Here is a 16,423-nt window from a genome sequence, read left to right as displayed (position 1 = left end):
TGATGGCGCTTCGCTTATCAGGCCTACGAGGAGGGGCATGACTGTAGGCCGGATAAGGCGCTTGCGCCGCATCCGGCAAATACAATATGCGAAAAAAAAGCCCGTACTTGCGTACGAGCTCTTCTTAAAATATGGCGGTGAGGGGGGGATTGACTCGCTTTGCTCGCCCTGCGGGCAGATTCCTCACAGGCTCGTCATCTGTCCAGCTGGCTGCGCCAGCAGTCGAACCCCGGTCGGGGCTTCTCATCCTCCCGCAGGCGTGCAATATGCGAAAAAAAAAGCCCGTACTTGCGCACGAGCTCTTCTTAAAATATGGCGGTGAGGGGGGGATTGACTCGCTTTGCTCGCCCTGCGGGCAGATTCCTCACAGGCTCGTCATCTGTCCAGCTGGCTGCGCCAGCAGTCGAACCCCGGTCGGGGCTTCTCATCCCCCCGCAGACGTGCAACATGCGAAAAAAAAGCCCGTACTTGCGTACGAGCTCTTCTTAAAATATGGCGGTGAGGGGGGGATTCGAACCCCCGATACGTTGCCGTATACACACTTTCCAGGCGTGCTCCTTCAGCCACTCGGACACCTCACCATATTGTATTGCTGCCTGACCGCTTGGGGGGCAACGGGGCGCTACTATAGGGAGTTGCGCTAAAACGGTCAAGCAGAATTTACAGGTTCACTGTTGTTTGGTTACGCAGTGTACATATTCCTCCGCCCGGACTGGCGCGGAGGATATAATTAACGCTGAGAGTCCAGTTTTTCGCCGTTGGTCACGACTTCCTGGGCTTTGCTGTAGCTTTCTATCAGCAACTGATACGCCGGGAAGACTTTGGTATACACTTCAGCCCATTCAGCGGCGTCTTCACGGTTCCATGTCCCCTGAATTTCAGAAGCGACGGCAGCGGTATCCATCGGCACGACGCCAGCCTGAACCACGCGTGCCAGGGTAATTTCCTGCGCCATTTTGCTGTAGGTGCCGGAGGCGTCGATTACGGCGAAGACCTTATAACCTTCAGCCACTGCGCTGATGGCCGGGAAAGCCATGCAGACGCTGGTGATCGTACCGGCGATAATCAGCGTCTTACGACCTGTTGCTTTTACCGCTTTAACGAAGTCTTCGTTATCCCAGGCGTTGATTTCGCCTTTACGCGCCACGTATTGGGCGTGGGGCGCATTGGCATGGATCTCAGGGATCAGCGGGCCATTAGGTCCCTGCGGTACAGACGCCGTGGTAATCACCGGCATTTTCGCCAGGGTGGCCATTTTAGCCAGCGCAGCAGCACGCGCACGCAGCTCTGGCATTGGCATATCGCCCACGGTCTGGAAAAGCCCGCTCTGATGGTCGATAAGCAGCATGACGGAATCATTCACATCGATGACCGGACGTGAACCATTAAAGTTTGCAGGACTGGACATATTCTTCTCCTTCGATTCAGATTTGGCCAAAACGGCCGGAGTTAAAATCGCGTACGGCTTCAGCGATTTCTTGTTTCGTGTTCATGACAAACGGGCCGTAACCTACAATTGGCTCGTTCAACGGTTCACCAGACAGCAGCAGCACGATGGCATCGCTGGTGGCTTCAATGTGCAGCGTTTTCCCCTGCTGGCTTAGCACCACCAGTTGCGCTTCGCTGGCTGGCGTGGCGCCGTTTACGGTGATATTGCCTTTCAATACCACCAGCGCGGTGCTCCATCCTTCAGGCTGAGACAACGCGAGCTGATGATTACGTTGCAGTCGCATATCCCAGACGTTCAGCGGCGAAAAGGTATGTGCAGGCCCTTTGGTTTCCTCGTAGCTACCCGCAATAACGCGAACGCTTCCTGCTTCATCAGGCAGAGCAACCGTTGGGATAACATCGCTGGTGATGCTCTGATAACCCGGCGTGGCCATTTTGTCTTTTGCCGGCAGGTTGACCCACAGCTGTACCATTTCCAGTTCGCCGCCCCGACGGGTAAATTCCGGTGAATGGAACTCTTCGTGCAAAATTCCTGCACCTGCGGTCATCCACTGCACGTCGCCGGGACCGATAATGCCGCCGCGACCGGTTGAATCACGATGTTCAACTTCACCGCTGTAAACGATGGTCACCGTTTCAAAACCACGGTGAGGGTGTTCGCCGACGCCGCGCTTTTCGTTACCCGGTGTGAACGTATGCGGACCGGCGTAATCCAGCAGCAGGAATGGACTTAACTGCTCTGCATGAGACTGGTAAGAGAACATTGAGCGAACCGGAAATCCATCGCCAACCCAGTGCGGGCGAGGTGCGGTGTAGACGCCTGTTACTTGTTTCATTTGTGTCTCCTCAGTGGCGTTATCTTGATGTGAATAAGCTTATATTCATGACAGCGAATTGAGTAGTCGCTAAAATGGTCTTCACTGTCTCATTAATAGGACAATAAAATGACAAAGCCGGATCTCAATGATTTTGCCTGGTTTGTACATGTCGTAGAGGAAGGTGGATTCGCCGCGGCGGGGCGTGCGCTTGATGAACCGAAATCAAAACTGAGCCGACGTATTGCGCAACTTGAAGAGAGGTTGGGGGTTCGACTTATTCAGCGAACCACCCGGCAGTTTAACGTGACTGAAGTCGGACAAACCTTTTACGAGCACTGTAAGGCGATGCTGGTGGAAGCGCAGGCGGCGCAGGATGCCATTGCGGCTTTACAGGTTGAGCCGCGTGGCGTTGTGAAGCTGACTTGTCCGGTCACCTTGTTGCATGTGCATATTGGGCCAATGCTTGCCCGATTTATGGCGCGTTATCCCGATGTATCCGTGCAGCTTGAGGCGACGAACCGTCGCGTTGATGTTATCGGTGAAGGTCTGGACGTGGCGATTCGCGTCAGACCTCGTCCATTTGAGGATAGCGACCTGGTGATGCGGGTACTTGCAGACAGGGGACACCGGTTATATGCCAGCCCGCGATTAATTGAACAAATGGGCGCGGTTAACTCCCCGGCGGAATTGACCCGTTGGCCGGGCCTGAGTCTGGCATCGGGTAAACATGTGCATCGCTGGGAGCTATTCGGCCCACAGGGCGCACGGGCGGAGGTGCATTTCACGCCGCGAATGATCACCACTGATATGCTGGCGTTACGTGAAGCCGCGATTGCCGGCGTGGGGGTTGTACAACTTCCGCAACTGATGGTGAAAGAGCAATTAGCGGCGGGTGAACTGGTGGCATTGCTCGACGGTTGGGAGCCCAAGCGGGAAATTATTCACGCAGTCTTTCCGTCTCGTCGGGGATTACTGCCCTCGGTACGCGCCCTGGTGGATTTCTTAACAGAAGAATATGCGCGGATGATTGAGGATTAAATACAGATCCTCAGCCTATAAAAAAGGCCGGTTAAACCGACCTTTTATTATCTGGACGCCATCATGGTGGCGTGAAAACAATCAGCGACTACGGAAGACAATGCGGCCTTTGCTCAGGTCGTACGGGGTCAGCTCAACAGTCACTTTGTCGCCCGTCAGGATGCGGATATAGTTTTTGCGCATTTTACCGGAGATGTGTGCAGTAACCACGTGACCGTTTTCTAACTCTACGCGGAACATGGTATTAGGTAACGTATCGAGAACGGTACCCTGCATTTCAATATTGTCTTCTTTGGCCATCTAATCCTCTGGGGTATCACTACCGTAATTTGAACCGGCAAGATAATGCCGAAGTTCTTTTAATAAGTAAAGATTTGTGCGTTTAAAACACAGCAAATCGGGTTTGGCGCATTACTCTGACCACCCACGGCAAAGCTGCACGTAAAGCGCAACGTATAAGGGAACGAGGAGATAAACGATAGGCGTTGCCTGGCGCGAACTGTTCCTTAACGGCGGCGGGGTAATGGGCTAAACCAACTCTGCGGCACAATTATAACACCCCGACAAAAAATGTGCCGAAAACATTCACCCCTGAGGCGAAAATAACGTCCTTGGTATCCAGAAATGGCTCGGTAGCCGCTGCTGACGCAGTCTGCTCAGCTGCTCAAGGTACTCCCGTCGCGGGGTTTCGATGGCGCCCAGGGATGCTGTGTGGCTATTTAACACCTGGCAGTCGATTAATTTTCCGCCCTGACGGATAAATTCCGCGCAAAAAACAAGTAGTGCGGTCTTGGACGCATTTTCCTGACGACTGAACATTGATTCGCCACAAAACAGCGTACCTTGCGCTACGCCATACATGCCGCCGACTAATTCATTTTGTCGCCATACTTCAATTGAGTGCGCATGTCCCAGTTCGTGCAGCCGATGGTAAGCGTCCACCACATCGTGTGTGATCCAGGTGCCTTCTTCCCGATCGTTCGCACAGCCTTCAATCACCTGACCGAACGCGTAGTTGAGCGTCACACGATAAGGCGAATTTTTATGAAAGCGTTTCATGCTGCGACTGAGGTGAAAGTTCTCAGGCCAAAGAATGGCGCGCGGATCGGGTGACCACCAGAGAATAGGGTCACCGGGAGAAAACCACGGGAAAATACCGCGCTGGTAGGCCATCAACAGGCGGGCAGGGCTAAGATCGCCTCCCAGCGCCAGTAAACCGTTAGGCTCGCGTAAAGCGCCTTCCGGTGATGGGAAGGCTATAGAATGGCGGGACAGTTGCACCAGGCGCATGACAGTGAAACTCCACTACGCGAGTTTGATCGTTCAATAATAGCTTACAGACGTTGCTTAAACTGGTAATAACGCCCCTGCCTGGCTAACAGATCTGCGTGATTACCTTGCTCAATAATTTGTCCGTTGTCCATCACTATTATTTGATCAAAACGCGACAATCCGCGCAGACGATGTGTGACCATCAGCACGGTTTTATCCCGCATCACATCGCCAATTAATTCAAGCATTTGGCTTTCTGTTGTGGCATCAAGCCCTTCGGTAGGCTCATCCAGCAGCATCAGCGGGGCATCATGCAGCAAGGCGCGGGCGATAGCCAGACGGCGGAGCTCGCCGCCGGAAAGCTGACGACCGCCTTCGCCCAACCAGGCGTTGAGCCCATCGTCTTCAAGCAGTTTTTCCAGACCGACGCGGCGCAGGATCGCGGATAATGCTTCATCGCTGGCGTGCGGAGCTGCCAGCAGCAGGTTATCGCGAAGCGTAGCGCTAAACAGATGTACGCGCTGTGGCACGACGCTGATGATGTGGCGCAACGTGGCTTCATTCAGGGCTGAAAGCGGTCGATCGTTAATCAGGATTTCGCCACTCTGCGGATCCCATGCGCGGGTCAGCAATTGCAGCAACGTTGACTTTCCGCAGCCGGTGCGACCTAAAATAGCGATGTGCTCACCGGGTTTTGCCAGTAAAGAAAGGGTATCGAGTGCTTTTTGTGTCTGCCCCGGATAGCTGAATGAGACCTCACGCAGGGTAAGAGTGAGCTGCTCAGAAACCGGAGATTCGGTATCCGGGAAGGTGACTTCTGGCTGCTGTTCGGTCAGTTCGGTGATGCGTAATGCAGAGGCGATAACCTGGCCGAGATGCTGAAACGCGCCGGTGACAGGCGCTAATGCCTCAAACGCAGCCAGCGCACAGAAGACAAACAGCGCGATTAGCGCGCCTGGCTGGGTATTTCCGCCCACGTCGCCTGAGGCCATCCATAACATCATAATCACCGCCAGCGCGCCGATTAACAGCATGATCGCCTGCGACAGTGCCGTTAATTCGGACTGACGTCGCTGCGCTTCATGCCACTGCAATTCGGTGGCTTCCATTTGAGCCCGGTAGCGTTCACTGGCGCCGAAGATAGTTAATTCAGCCTGGCCCTGCAGCCAGGAGGTTAATTGCTGACGATATTGCCCACGCAAATGCGTCAGGTTTTGCCCGGTACTTTTGCCGGCCTGATAAAAAAGTGGGGGCAGAATGAATAAGGTCAGCAGCATAATACCACCGAGGGTGACAGCCAGCGTGAAATCGAGAACGCTCAGTCCCAGCGTGACCACCATGATGACGACAAACGCTCCCACCAGCGGAGACAGAACGCGTAAATAAAGATGATCGAGCGTGTCGACATCAGCGACGACGCGGTTAAGTAATTCACCTTGTCTATAGCGGGACAGGCCAGCAGGGGAGAGCGGTAGCAGCTTGCTGAAGGTATAAATCCGCAGGTGTTGCAGCACTCGGAACGTGGCGTCGTGACTGACCAGGCGCTCGAAATAACGGCCTGCGGTTCGGGTGATTGCCGCACCACGTACGCCCGCGGCGGGGAGCATATAGTTAAAACTGTAAATTCCAGTGACGCCCACCACCGCAGAAGCAGACAGGAACCAACCTGAGAGCGTCAGCAAGCCAATACTGGCCAGCAGCGTAACGATCGCCAGAACGATGCCCAGCGTTAACATCCATTTGTGACGTTTATACAGCGTCAGATAGGGTAGCAAAGCGCGCATTTAGATATCCTCCTGACGATGAGCCAGTAGTGTTGCAAAAGCACCGTTGGCAGCGCTAAGTTCAGCCCAGCTACCTTGTTCAACGATCTGACCATCCTGCATGACCCAGATAGCATCCCAGTCGGCAAGATCTTCAAGCTGGTGCGTCACCATCAGCGTGGTCTGGCGGCGCGATGCTGCGTTCAATGCCTGCATCACGCGTTGTTCACTGTGGGCATCAAGGCTGGCTGCGGGTTCGTCCAGCAGAAGCAACTGACACGGATTAAGTAACGCGCGCGCCACGGCCACGCGCTGCGCTTGACCAACAGAAAGTCGGGCCGCCTGATCGCCGACTGGCGTATCTACGCCCTGCGGCAGCAGCGGTAAAAACTCGCTCACCCAGGCGCTGTCGAGTGCGGCCTGAAGCTGTTCTTCACTGGCATCGGGCCGTGCCAGCAGTACGTTTTCGCGTAACGTGGCGGCAGGAAGCTGAGGGTTTTGCCCAACCCACGACAGCTGTTTGCGCCAGGAATCAGGCGACAGGTCGCGTAGTTCAAAACCGTTAATCCGCAGCGACCCCTGATAAGAAAGAAAACCGGACAGAACATTCAGCAGCGAACTTTTTCCGGATCCGCTACGTCCTACCACTACCGCACGTTGACCTGCTGCCAGGGTAAAGTTGAGCGGTCCCGCAAGCACTTTGCCTTCCGGCGAGGTGATGACCAGACCTGCAGCCTCAATTGAAACGGCATCTTTCGTCGCCAGCTCAATCTCACCATGCTCAGGGTGCGCCAGCGGGGTTTCCATAAAGGTTTTCAGACTGTCTGCTGCTCCAACGGCTTGCGCTTTGGCGTGATAAAACGTCCCGAGATCGCGCAGGGGTTGGAAAAACTCCGGTGCCAGAATGAGCGCCAGGAAACCGGACGCCAGCGTGACGCCCATACCGTAGTGGCCGAAGTCGAGCTCGCCGAGGTAGGAAAAACCGAAGTAAACCGCGACCAGAGCGATAGACAACGACGTAAAGAACTCGAGGACCCCGGATGACAGGAATGCCAGGCGCAGGACTTCCATCGTGCGCTGGCGGAAATCCTGTGATGCTGCGCGAATACTTTCTGTTTCGGCTTCACCGCGGCCAAATATTCTCAGCGTTTCCATACCCCGGAGGCGATCGAGAAAATGACCGCTTAGTCGGGCAAGCGCCTGAAAGTTGCGGCGGTTAGCGTCGGCTGCGCCCATACCGACCATCGCCATAAACAGAGGGATTAGCGGGGCGGTTCCGAGCAGAATAAGAGCGGCTACCCAGTTTGACGGAAAAACGGCCGCCACAATCAACAGGGGAACGCATACGGCCAGCGCCATTTGCGGCAGATAACGCGCATAGTAATCATGCATATCGTCAATCTGCTCGAGGATCAGGGTCGCCCAGCTCCCGGCTGGTTTACCCTGTATCCAGGCCGGACCCGCCTGTTGCAGGCGATCGAGAACCTGGCGACGAATCTCAAAGCGAATATGTTGCCCGGCGTGAAACCCGACGCGTTCGCGCAACCAGACGACCCATGCGCGCAGGATGAAAACCAAAATCAGCACGATGAAAGGGAGCAGAAGCGCTTCCCGGGGGATATTGCCCATGATCATATGGTCCAGAATTCGGGCCATGAGCCAGGCCTGAGCGACAATTAACAGGCCGCTCACGAATCCCAGCAGGCGTGAAATGTTCAGCCATCGTTGGGATATTACACTTTGCTGTTTTAACCAGCGGGTCAGCTCTTTTTGACGGGTTTTATTCATTGCACGCTTAGCAGGTGAGTTATTGGAATTTTTGGGCAGGACAATGTTACAACGAGGCAAAAATAAAGGCGACTTATAGTCGCCTTTTTTACTTTTGTTACTGATTTGTAAAACTTATTTGCAAGCGTCTGCCAGACCGTCGAGATAACGTTCTGCGTCAAGCGCAGCCATACAACCCGTGCCAGCAGAAGTGATCGCCTGGCGATAAATATGGTCCATCACGTCACCCGCTGCGAAGACGCCTGGAATGCTGGTTTGCGTCGCATTGCCGTGAATACCGGACTGAACTTTGATGTAGCCGTTTTCCAGTTCGAGCTGACCGTCGAAAATGGCGGTATTCGGGCTGTGACCGATGGCGACAAACAATCCCGCAACGTCAAGTGATTCAACGTTGTCAGTATTTTGCGTATCGCGCAGACGCAGTCCGGTTACGCCCATTTGATCGCCAGTCACTTCTTCCAGCGTACGGTGCGTATGCAGCACGATGTTGCCGTTTTCCACTTTATCCATCAACCGCTTGATAAGAATTTTCTCAGCACGGAAGCTGTCGCGACGGTGAATCAAATGTACTTCAGACGCGATATTTGCCAGATACAACGCTTCTTCAACAGCGGTATTGCCACCGCCGATCACCGCAACTTTTTGGTTACGGTAGAAGAAACCGTCGCAGGTGGCGCAAGCGGAAACGCCGCGGCCTTTAAATGCTTCCTCTGAAGGCAAGCCCAGGTAGCGTGCGGACGCGCCAGTGGCGATGATCAATGCGTCACAGGTGTATTCACCGCTGTCGCCGGTCAGACGGAAAGGGCGGTTTTGCAGATCAACTTTGCTGATGTGATCAAAAATGATTTCTGTCTCAAATTTGGTCGCATGTTCGTGCATACGTTCCATCAGCAGCGGGCCAGTAAGATCGTGCGGATCGCCAGGCCAGTTTTCCACTTCTGTTGTTGTGGTCAGCTGACCACCTTTTTCCATACCGGTAATCAGTACCGGTTGCAGGTTAGCGCGTGCAGCGTAGACCGCAGCGGTATATCCCGCAGGGCCTGAGCCCAGAATAAGAAGTTTACTGTGTTTGGTTGCGCCCATGAGATCCCCATAGTTGTTGGCAGGCAATGAGCAGGATTGTAGGGAATTTACAGGCGTAAAAAAAGAGTATGGCGATTTTGTTAACAATATGTGTAATAGTGGAAACCGATGAACGACAGATTGAGTCGTAATACTATAACGATTTCTACTTAAAATCGGTCAGTTATAAGGTGATAAAATGACGAATTTCCATCACTGCGACTGAATAACTGGCATGTTGTACTAAAAATCGATGTTTTGCTTTGACAATCCCCTGCTGTTTTGCGAAAACATTCAAGGAAGAAAAAAACTGTGTCATGTATGTGCTGCATAATCATGCATGTAGATACCATGTTTACCGTGTTAGCGAAATCTACGCATGGTGTGGACAGATGCCATTCGTGATGTCGATAGCCGCCGACAGGCAACGGTCTTCTCACCATAAACCCAGACATTGCAAGCCGTAAATCCCTCTGGGCTGCGGTTTATTTTGATGGGGAGCGACTCTGAACAGTGATGTTAGTAGAGTCAGGCAGGAGTAGGGAAGGAATACAGAGAGACAATAATAATGGTAGATAGTAAGAAGCGCCCTGGCAAAGATCTCGACCGTATTGATCGTAACATTCTTAATGAGCTGCAAAAGGATGGGCGTATTTCTAACGTCGAGCTTTCTAAACGTGTGGGACTTTCACCGACGCCCTGCCTTGAGCGTGTGCGTCGGTTGGAAAGGCAGGGTTTCATTCAGGGCTATACAGCGCTGTTAAACCCACATTATCTGGATGCATCACTTCTGGTTTTTGTTGAGATAACTCTGAATCGTGGCGCCCCGGATGTGTTTGAACAATTTAACTCTGCAGTACAAAAACTTGAAGAAATTCAAGAGTGTCATTTAGTTTCCGGTGATTTCGACTATTTGCTGAAAACACGCGTACCGGATATGTCAGCATACCGTAAGCTGCTGGGGGAAACCCTGCTGCGTCTGCCTGGCGTAAATGACACACGTACTTATGTAGTAATGGAAGAAGTCAAACAGAGCAATCGTCTGGTAATTAAGACGCGCTAACACGGAACAGGTGCAAAATCGACGCAGTTTGATTACACTCCTGTTAATCCATACAGCAACAGTGCCGGGGCAACCCGGTGCTGTTGTCCGTTTTAGCATCGGGCAGGAAAAGCCTGAAACCTGGAGAGCCGTTTTTGAGCCAGGAATACACTGAAGACAAAGACGTCACATTGACGAAGTTAAGCAGCGGGCGCCGACTTCTGGAAGCGCTACTGATCCTTATTGCCCTTTTTGCCGTCTGGTTGATGGCTGCCTTACTCAGCTTTAACCCTTCGGATCCCAGTTGGTCGCAAACCGCATGGCATGAACCTATCCATAACCTGGGAGGCATTCCCGGTGCATGGCTGGCGGACACGCTATTCTTTATTTTTGGCGTCATGGCCTACACCATTCCGGTCATTATTGTCGGCGGCTGCTGGTTTGCCTGGCGACACCAGGCCAGCGACGAATACGTCGATTATTTTGCTGTTTCATTGCGCATTATTGGCGTTCTGGCCCTGATCCTCACCTCCTGCGGGCTGGCCGCAATTAACGCCGATGACATCTGGTATTTCGCCTCTGGCGGGGTGATTGGCAGCCTGCTCAGCACTACGCTGCAGCCATTACTGCACAGTAGCGGCGGTACGCTTACGCTTTTGTGCATCTGGGCTGCGGGATTAACGCTGTTTACCGGCTGGTCATGGGTGAGCATTGCGGAAAAACTGGGTGGCTGGTTACTTAATATCCTGACATTTGCCAGCAACCGTACCCGCCGCGACGATACCTGGGTCGATGACGAAGAATATGAAGATGAAGAAGAGTTTGTCGACGCCGCTGATGGTAAACCCCATGAATCGCGTCGGGCTCGAATTCTGCGCGGTGCGTTAGCGCGCCGTAAACGCCTGGCTCAGAAATTTACCAATCCGCTGGGCCGTCATACTGATGCTGCGCTGTTCTCCGGCAAACGCATGGATGATGAAGACGACATTGAATACAGCGCCCGTGGCGTGGTCGCCGATCCGAACGATGTGCTGTTTTCCGGTAATCGGGCAACATTGCCTGAATACGACGAACTCGATCCACTGCTGAACGGTCATTCGGTGACAGAGCCGGTAGCTGCCGCAGCAGCAGCCACAACGGCATCTCAGGCCTGGAGCGCGCCGGTTGATCCGCTGTTGCAAACGTCGCCAGTTACCAGCACCGTTATGGAACAATCGACGCCAGCCGTTGCCTGGCAATCCGCGCCTGGCCCGCAAACCGGTGATGCGGTGATTGCGCCTGCGCCTGAAGGTTATCCGCAGTCAGCCGAATATGCTCAGCCTGCGGTGCAGCAGCCGTATGAGCCATGGCAACAGCCGGTTGCACAGGAGAATCCTCAGCCGGAATATTACGCACCGCAAACGTCTGAACCGGTGTATGCGCAACCCGCCGCGCCGCAGCCGCAGGAATTCACCGCGCAGCAAAACTGGCAGCAGGAACCTGTTTATCAGCCGGAGCCTGAGCCGCAACCGGTCTATCAGCAGGAGCCTGGCTTCCAACAACCTTCCGCGTTCCAGCAACCTGTGGTTGAACAACCTTCTGTAGTGGAACCTGAGCCAGTTGTTGAGGAGACGAAACCCTCTCGTCCGCCGCTCTACTATTTTGAAGAAGTCGAAGAGAAACGAGCGCGCGAGCGTGAGCAGTTGGCCGCCTGGTATCAGCCTATTCCAGAACCCGCTCAGGAGCCTGAGCGTGTTAAGCCGTCTATGCCATCTATGCCGACGGCTGCCTCCATTCCGCCCGTTGAGTCTGTTGCTGCCGTTGCGCCGCTGGCTGCCGGGGTGAAAAGCGCCGCTTCTGGGGCAAGTGCCGCTGCCGCAGCACCTGTGTTTAGCCTTGCGGGTAGCGGTGCGCCGCGTCCGCAGGTGAAAGAAGGGATTGGCCCGCAACTGCCGCGCCCGAATCGTGTGCGCGTGCCTACTCGTCGGGAGTTAGCATCGTATGGCATAAAACTGCCGTCACAGCGTATGGCTGAAGAGAAAGCTCGCGAAGAGCAGCTTGATACCAATGCGTACAGCGATGATGAAATTGATGCAATGCAGCAGGATGAGCTGGCACGTCAGTTTGCCCAGTCTCAGCAGCACCGTTATGGCGATGATTATCAGGACGATACCCATCAGACTGATGACGAAGATTTGGCCGCAGAAGCGGAACTGGCTCGCCAGTTTGCCTCGTCCCAGCAGCAGCGCTATTCCGGCGAACAGCCTGCCGGGGCCAATCCGTTCTCGCTTGATGACTTTGAATTTTCGCCAATGAAAACGCTGGTGGATGACGGTCCGCATGAGCCGCTGTTTACGCCAGGCGTGATGCCAGAGCCTGCGCCGCAGCACCAGGAACCAGTCGCACCGCAGCAGCATTATCAGCAGCCGGCACAGCCTGTCGCACCGCAGCAGCATTACCAGCAGCCGGCACAGCCTGTCGCTCCGCAGCAGCATTACCAGCAGCCAGCACAGCCTGTTACACCGCCGCCGCAGGATAGCCTGATCCATCCACTCTTGATGCGTAACGGCGACAGCCGTCCGGTTCAGCGTCCGAGTACGCCGCTGCCATCGTTAGATCTGCTCACGCCGCCGCCGAGTGAAGTTGAGCCGATTGATACTTTTGCACTGGAACAAATGGCGCGTCTGGTGGAAGCGCGTCTGGCGGACTTCCGTATTAAAGCTGATGTAGTGAACTACTCTCCAGGGCCGGTCATTACCCGTTTTGAACTAAACCTGGCACCAGGGGTTAAAGCGGCGCGCATTTCCAACCTGTCACGAGATCTGGCGCGTTCGTTGTCGACCGCTGCGGTCCGCGTGGTCGAGGTCATTCCTGGCAAACCGTATGTCGGACTGGAATTACCGAATAAAAAACGTCAAACCGTTTATCTGCGCGAAGTGTTAGATAACGCGAAATTCCGTGATAACTCGTCCCCGTTGACTGTGGTGCTGGGTAAAGATATTGCGGGCGAACCGGTTGTTGCCGATCTGGCGAAAATGCCGCACCTGCTGGTGGCAGGGACTACCGGTTCCGGTAAGTCTGTTGGGGTGAACGCCATGATCCTCAGCATGCTGTATAAGGCGCAGCCAGAAGACGTTCGCTTTATCATGATTGACCCTAAAATGCTGGAGCTGTCGGTTTATGAAGGCATTCCGCATCTGCTGACTGAAGTTGTGACCGACATGAAAGATGCTGCCAACGCTTTGCGCTGGAGCGTCAATGAAATGGAACGTCGCTACAAACTGATGTCGGCGCTCGGCGTACGTAACCTTGCCGGTTATAACGAGAAAATCGCTGAAGCAGCTCGTATGGGACGTCCGATCCCGGACCCGTACTGGAAGCCGGGCGACAGCATGGACGTTCAGCATCCAGTGCTGGAAAAACTGCCGTATATCGTTGTTCTGGTGGATGAATTCGCCGATCTGATGATGACCGTAGGTAAGAAAGTGGAAGAACTGATTGCACGTCTGGCGCAAAAAGCGCGTGCGGCGGGGATCCACCTGGTGCTGGCAACCCAGCGACCATCCGTTGACGTCATTACCGGTCTGATTAAAGCGAATATCCCGACGCGTATTGCCTTTACCGTGTCCAGCAAAATTGACTCGCGTACTATCCTTGATCAGGGCGGCGCGGAATCGCTGCTGGGGATGGGCGATATGCTCTATTCGGCGCCGAACTCGACGATTCCTGTGCGTGTACACGGTGCCTTTGTTCGTGACGAAGAAGTTCATGCGGTGGTTCAGGACTGGAAAGCGCGCGGGCGCCCGCAATATGTTGATGGCATTACCTCAGACAGCGAAAGCGAAGGTGGCGCTGGCGGCTTTGATGGTGGCGAAGAGTTAGATCCGTTGTTCGATCAGGCGGTGAACTTTGTTACCCAAAAACGCAAAGCTTCCATCTCCGGTGTTCAACGACAGTTCCGTATCGGCTACAACCGAGCGGCGCGCATCATCGAACAGATGGAAGCGCAGGGAATTGTCAGTGAGCAAGGGCATAATGGTAATCGTGAAGTGTTGGCTCCGCCGCCCTTCGATTGATTGCAAAGTTAAGTAATTCAGTATTATCTACTTTCCTCATGCTGTTTTTTGGCCTGAAATGGATAGCAGAGGGATCTCCCCGTTGGGAGTGACGTATTTTGAGGAATAATGATGAAAAGAATCGCAATCACCTGTGCATTACTGTCGAGCTTTGTAGTGAGCAGCGTCTGGGCTGATGCTGCCAGCGACCTGAAAAGCCGCCTGGATAAAGTCAGTAGCTTCCATGCCAGCTTTACGCAAAAGGTTACGGACGGTAGCGGTGCGGCAGTGCAGGAGGGTCAGGGTGATTTATGGGTTAAACGTCCTAATCTGTTTAACTGGCACATGACGCAGCCTGACGAGAGCATCCTGGTCTCCGATGGTAAAACGCTGTGGTTCTTTAACCCGTTTGTTGAACAAGCTACTGCAACCTGGCTGAAAGACGCCACCGGCAACACGCCGTTCATGTTGATTGCGCGTAACCAGGCCAGCGACTGGCAGCAGTACAACATTAAGCAAAACGGCGATGATTTCGTGCTGACGCCGAAAACCAGCAACGGAAACCTGAAACAGTTTACGATCAATGTTGGGCGTGACGGGACGATCCATCAGTTTAGCGCCGTTGAGCAAGACGATCAGCGCAGCAGCTATCAACTGAAATCGCAGCAGAATGGCGCGATTGAACCATCTAAATTCACCTTTACCCCGCCACAAGGTGTAACGGTTGACGATCAACGTAAGTAGAGGCGTGTGAGTGAGCAATCTGTCGCTCGACTTTTCTGATAATACCTTTCAGCCACTGGCCGCGCGTATGCGGCCAGAAAATTTAGCGCAGTATATCGGCCAGCAGCATCTGCTGGCTACGGGTAAGCCTTTGCCCCGTGCCATTGAGGCCGGGCACCTGCACTCTATGATTTTATGGGGACCGCCGGGAACGGGTAAAACCACCCTTGCCGAAGTTATTGCCCGTTACGCTAACGCCGATGTTGAACGAATTTCGGCGGTCACCTCTGGCGTAAAAGAAATTCGTGAAGCGATTGAGCGTGCGCGTCAGAACCGTAACGCTGGCCGACGCACAATACTGTTTGTGGACGAAGTCCATCGATTTAATAAAAGCCAGCAGGATGCGTTTTTACCGCATATTGAAGACGGTACAATTACGTTTATTGGCGCTACCACCGAAAACCCCTCGTTTGAATTGAATTCGGCGCTGCTGTCGCGGGCACGCGTTTATTTGCTGAAATCGTTAACCACCGATGATATTGAACAGGTGCTTGACCAGGCGATGTCTGACAAAGCGCGTGGCTACGGCGATCAGGATATTGTTCTGCCACAAGAGACGCGTCGGGCGATTGCTGAACTGGTTAATGGTGATGCGCGGCGGGCGCTGAATACGCTGGAAATGATGGCCGATATGGCCGAAGTTGATGATTCCGGCAAGCGCGTATTGAAAGCGGAATTGCTGACCGAAATTGCCGGTGAACGCAGCGCGCGCTTTGATAATAAAGGCGATCGCTTTTACGATCTCATCTCCGCCTTACACAAGTCGGTACGTGGTAGCGCGCCGGATGCGGCGCTCTACTGGTATGCGCGAATCATTTCCGCTGGTGGCGATCCGCTGTACGTTGCCCGTCGCTGCCTGGCGATTGCCTCTGAAGATGTGGGCAACGCAGATCCTCGCGCTATGCAGGTGGCGATTTCCGCGTGGGATTGTTTCACTCGCGTGGGACCCGCGGAAGGCGAGCGGGCAATCGCTCAGGCGATCGTCTATCTGGCCTGTGCGCCGAAGAGTAACGCGGTTTACACCGCCTTTAAAGCCGCGCTGGCCGACGCCCGTGAACGTCCGGATTACGACGTTCCCGTTCACCTGCGCAATGCGCCGACTAAGCTGATGAAAGAGATGGGCTACGGTCAGGAGTATCGTTACGCGCATGATGAACCAAATGCCTATGCCGCCGGAGAAGTGTACTTCCCCCAGGAAATGGCACAAACGCGCTATTATCGCCCCACAAACAGAGGTCTTGAAAGCAAGATTGGCGAAAAGCTCGCCTGGCTCGCCGGACAGGATCAAAATAGCCCTATAAAACGCTACCGTTAGTGTTATCGTTGCGGTAATGTTGTCTCTGTATCCCTGTGACCGCAGGCTGTGGTCACTTT

12 protein-coding genes, 1 tRNA gene, 2 other RNA genes and 1 pseudogene are annotated in these 16,423 nt (G+C 54.0%); 5 read left to right on the top strand and 11 right to left on the bottom strand.

Features of this window, described 5'->3' with window-relative positions:
* Positions 1-132 precede the first annotated feature (132 nt).
* The 5 genes from FDX09_RS23465 to FDX09_RS23445 all read right to left on the bottom strand — a co-directional run bounded on the left by FDX09_RS23465 (position 133) and on the right by FDX09_RS23445 (position 2,285).
* Positions 133-268, bottom strand: a non-coding RNA gene (locus FDX09_RS23465) — RtT sRNA.
* Positions 269-313: 45 nt separating this feature from the next.
* Positions 314-449, bottom strand: a non-coding RNA gene (locus FDX09_RS23460) — RtT sRNA.
* Between the two features lie 44 nt (positions 450-493).
* A tRNA-Ser gene (locus tag FDX09_RS23455) sits at positions 494-581 on the bottom strand.
* 149 nt (positions 582-730) lie between these two features.
* Positions 731-1,408: an isochorismatase family protein gene (locus tag FDX09_RS23450; RefSeq protein WP_032939929.1), complete on the bottom strand. Its 678-nt coding sequence runs from the start codon at positions 1,406-1,408 to the stop codon at positions 731-733.
* A gap of 16 nt (positions 1,409-1,424) precedes the next feature.
* Complete coding sequence (locus tag FDX09_RS23445; RefSeq protein WP_137347945.1) at positions 1,425-2,285, bottom strand: pirin family protein; 861 nt, start codon at positions 2,283-2,285, stop codon at positions 1,425-1,427.
* A 108-nt stretch (positions 2,286-2,393) separates the two neighbouring features.
* Here FDX09_RS23445 and FDX09_RS23440 point away from each other — a divergent pair, with 108 nt between their 5' ends.
* Positions 2,394-3,305 carry a LysR family transcriptional regulator gene (locus FDX09_RS23440; protein ID WP_069323241.1) on the top strand — a complete coding sequence of 304 codons (912 nt, stop codon included), beginning with the start codon at positions 2,394-2,396 and terminating at the stop codon, positions 3,303-3,305.
* Between the two features lie 81 nt (positions 3,306-3,386).
* Here the strand turns inward: FDX09_RS23440 and infA are convergent, their stop codons facing one another.
* The 6 genes and pseudogenes from infA to trxB all read right to left on the bottom strand — a co-directional run bounded on the left by infA (position 3,387) and on the right by trxB (position 9,211).
* Positions 3,387-3,605 (bottom strand): translation initiation factor IF-1, encoded by a 219-nt coding sequence (infA, locus tag FDX09_RS23435; protein WP_002211347.1) that lies wholly within the window; start codon positions 3,603-3,605, stop codon positions 3,387-3,389.
* Positions 3,533-3,890, bottom strand: a pseudogene (locus FDX09_RS23430) (hypothetical protein). The gene infA and the pseudogene FDX09_RS23430 overlap by 73 nt, the downstream one beginning before the upstream one ends.
* Positions 3,891-4,595 (bottom strand): leucyl/phenylalanyl-tRNA--protein transferase, encoded by a 705-nt coding sequence (gene aat / locus FDX09_RS23425; protein WP_038639268.1) that lies wholly within the window; start codon positions 4,593-4,595, stop codon positions 3,891-3,893.
* A gap of 44 nt (positions 4,596-4,639) precedes the next feature.
* On the bottom strand, positions 4,640-6,361 hold the full coding sequence (cydC, locus tag FDX09_RS23420) for a cysteine/glutathione ABC transporter ATP-binding protein/permease CydC (protein WP_137347944.1): 1,722 nt from the start codon (positions 6,359-6,361) through the stop codon (positions 4,640-4,642).
* Positions 6,362-8,128: a cysteine/glutathione ABC transporter permease/ATP-binding protein CydD gene (cydD, locus tag FDX09_RS23415; protein WP_137347943.1), complete on the bottom strand. Its 1,767-nt coding sequence runs from the start codon at positions 8,126-8,128 to the stop codon at positions 6,362-6,364.
* Positions 8,129-8,242: 114 nt separating this feature from the next.
* On the bottom strand, positions 8,243-9,211 hold the full coding sequence (trxB, locus tag FDX09_RS23410; protein WP_003831889.1) for a thioredoxin-disulfide reductase: 969 nt from the start codon (positions 9,209-9,211) through the stop codon (positions 8,243-8,245).
* A gap of 547 nt (positions 9,212-9,758) precedes the next feature.
* Between trxB and lrp the strand changes: the two genes are divergently transcribed.
* The 4 genes from lrp to rarA all read left to right on the top strand — a co-directional run bounded on the left by lrp (position 9,759) and on the right by rarA (position 16,364).
* Positions 9,759-10,253 (top strand): leucine-responsive transcriptional regulator Lrp, encoded by a 495-nt coding sequence (gene lrp / locus FDX09_RS23405; RefSeq protein ID WP_002439523.1) that lies wholly within the window; start codon positions 9,759-9,761, stop codon positions 10,251-10,253.
* Positions 10,254-10,387: 134 nt separating this feature from the next.
* Positions 10,388-14,287 carry a DNA translocase FtsK gene (gene ftsK / locus FDX09_RS23400; RefSeq protein ID WP_137347942.1) on the top strand — a complete coding sequence of 1,300 codons (3,900 nt, stop codon included), beginning with the start codon at positions 10,388-10,390 and terminating at the stop codon, positions 14,285-14,287.
* A 111-nt stretch (positions 14,288-14,398) separates the two neighbouring features.
* Positions 14,399-15,010 carry an outer membrane lipoprotein chaperone LolA gene (gene lolA / locus FDX09_RS23395; protein ID WP_085049191.1) on the top strand — a complete coding sequence of 204 codons (612 nt, stop codon included), beginning with the start codon at positions 14,399-14,401 and terminating at the stop codon, positions 15,008-15,010.
* Positions 15,011-15,020: 10 nt separating this feature from the next.
* Complete coding sequence (rarA, locus tag FDX09_RS23390) at positions 15,021-16,364, top strand: replication-associated recombination protein RarA (RefSeq protein WP_137347941.1); 1,344 nt, start codon at positions 15,021-15,023, stop codon at positions 16,362-16,364.
* Positions 16,365-16,423 lie beyond the last annotated feature (59 nt).

The sequence above is a fragment of the Citrobacter sp. wls717 genome, from assembly GCF_005280955.1.
GTDB classification, from domain to species: domain Bacteria; phylum Pseudomonadota; class Gammaproteobacteria; order Enterobacterales; family Enterobacteriaceae; genus Citrobacter; species Citrobacter werkmanii.
The sequence above is the reverse complement of the archived record's forward strand: the minus strand, read 5'-3'. Positions and strand labels throughout refer to the sequence as shown.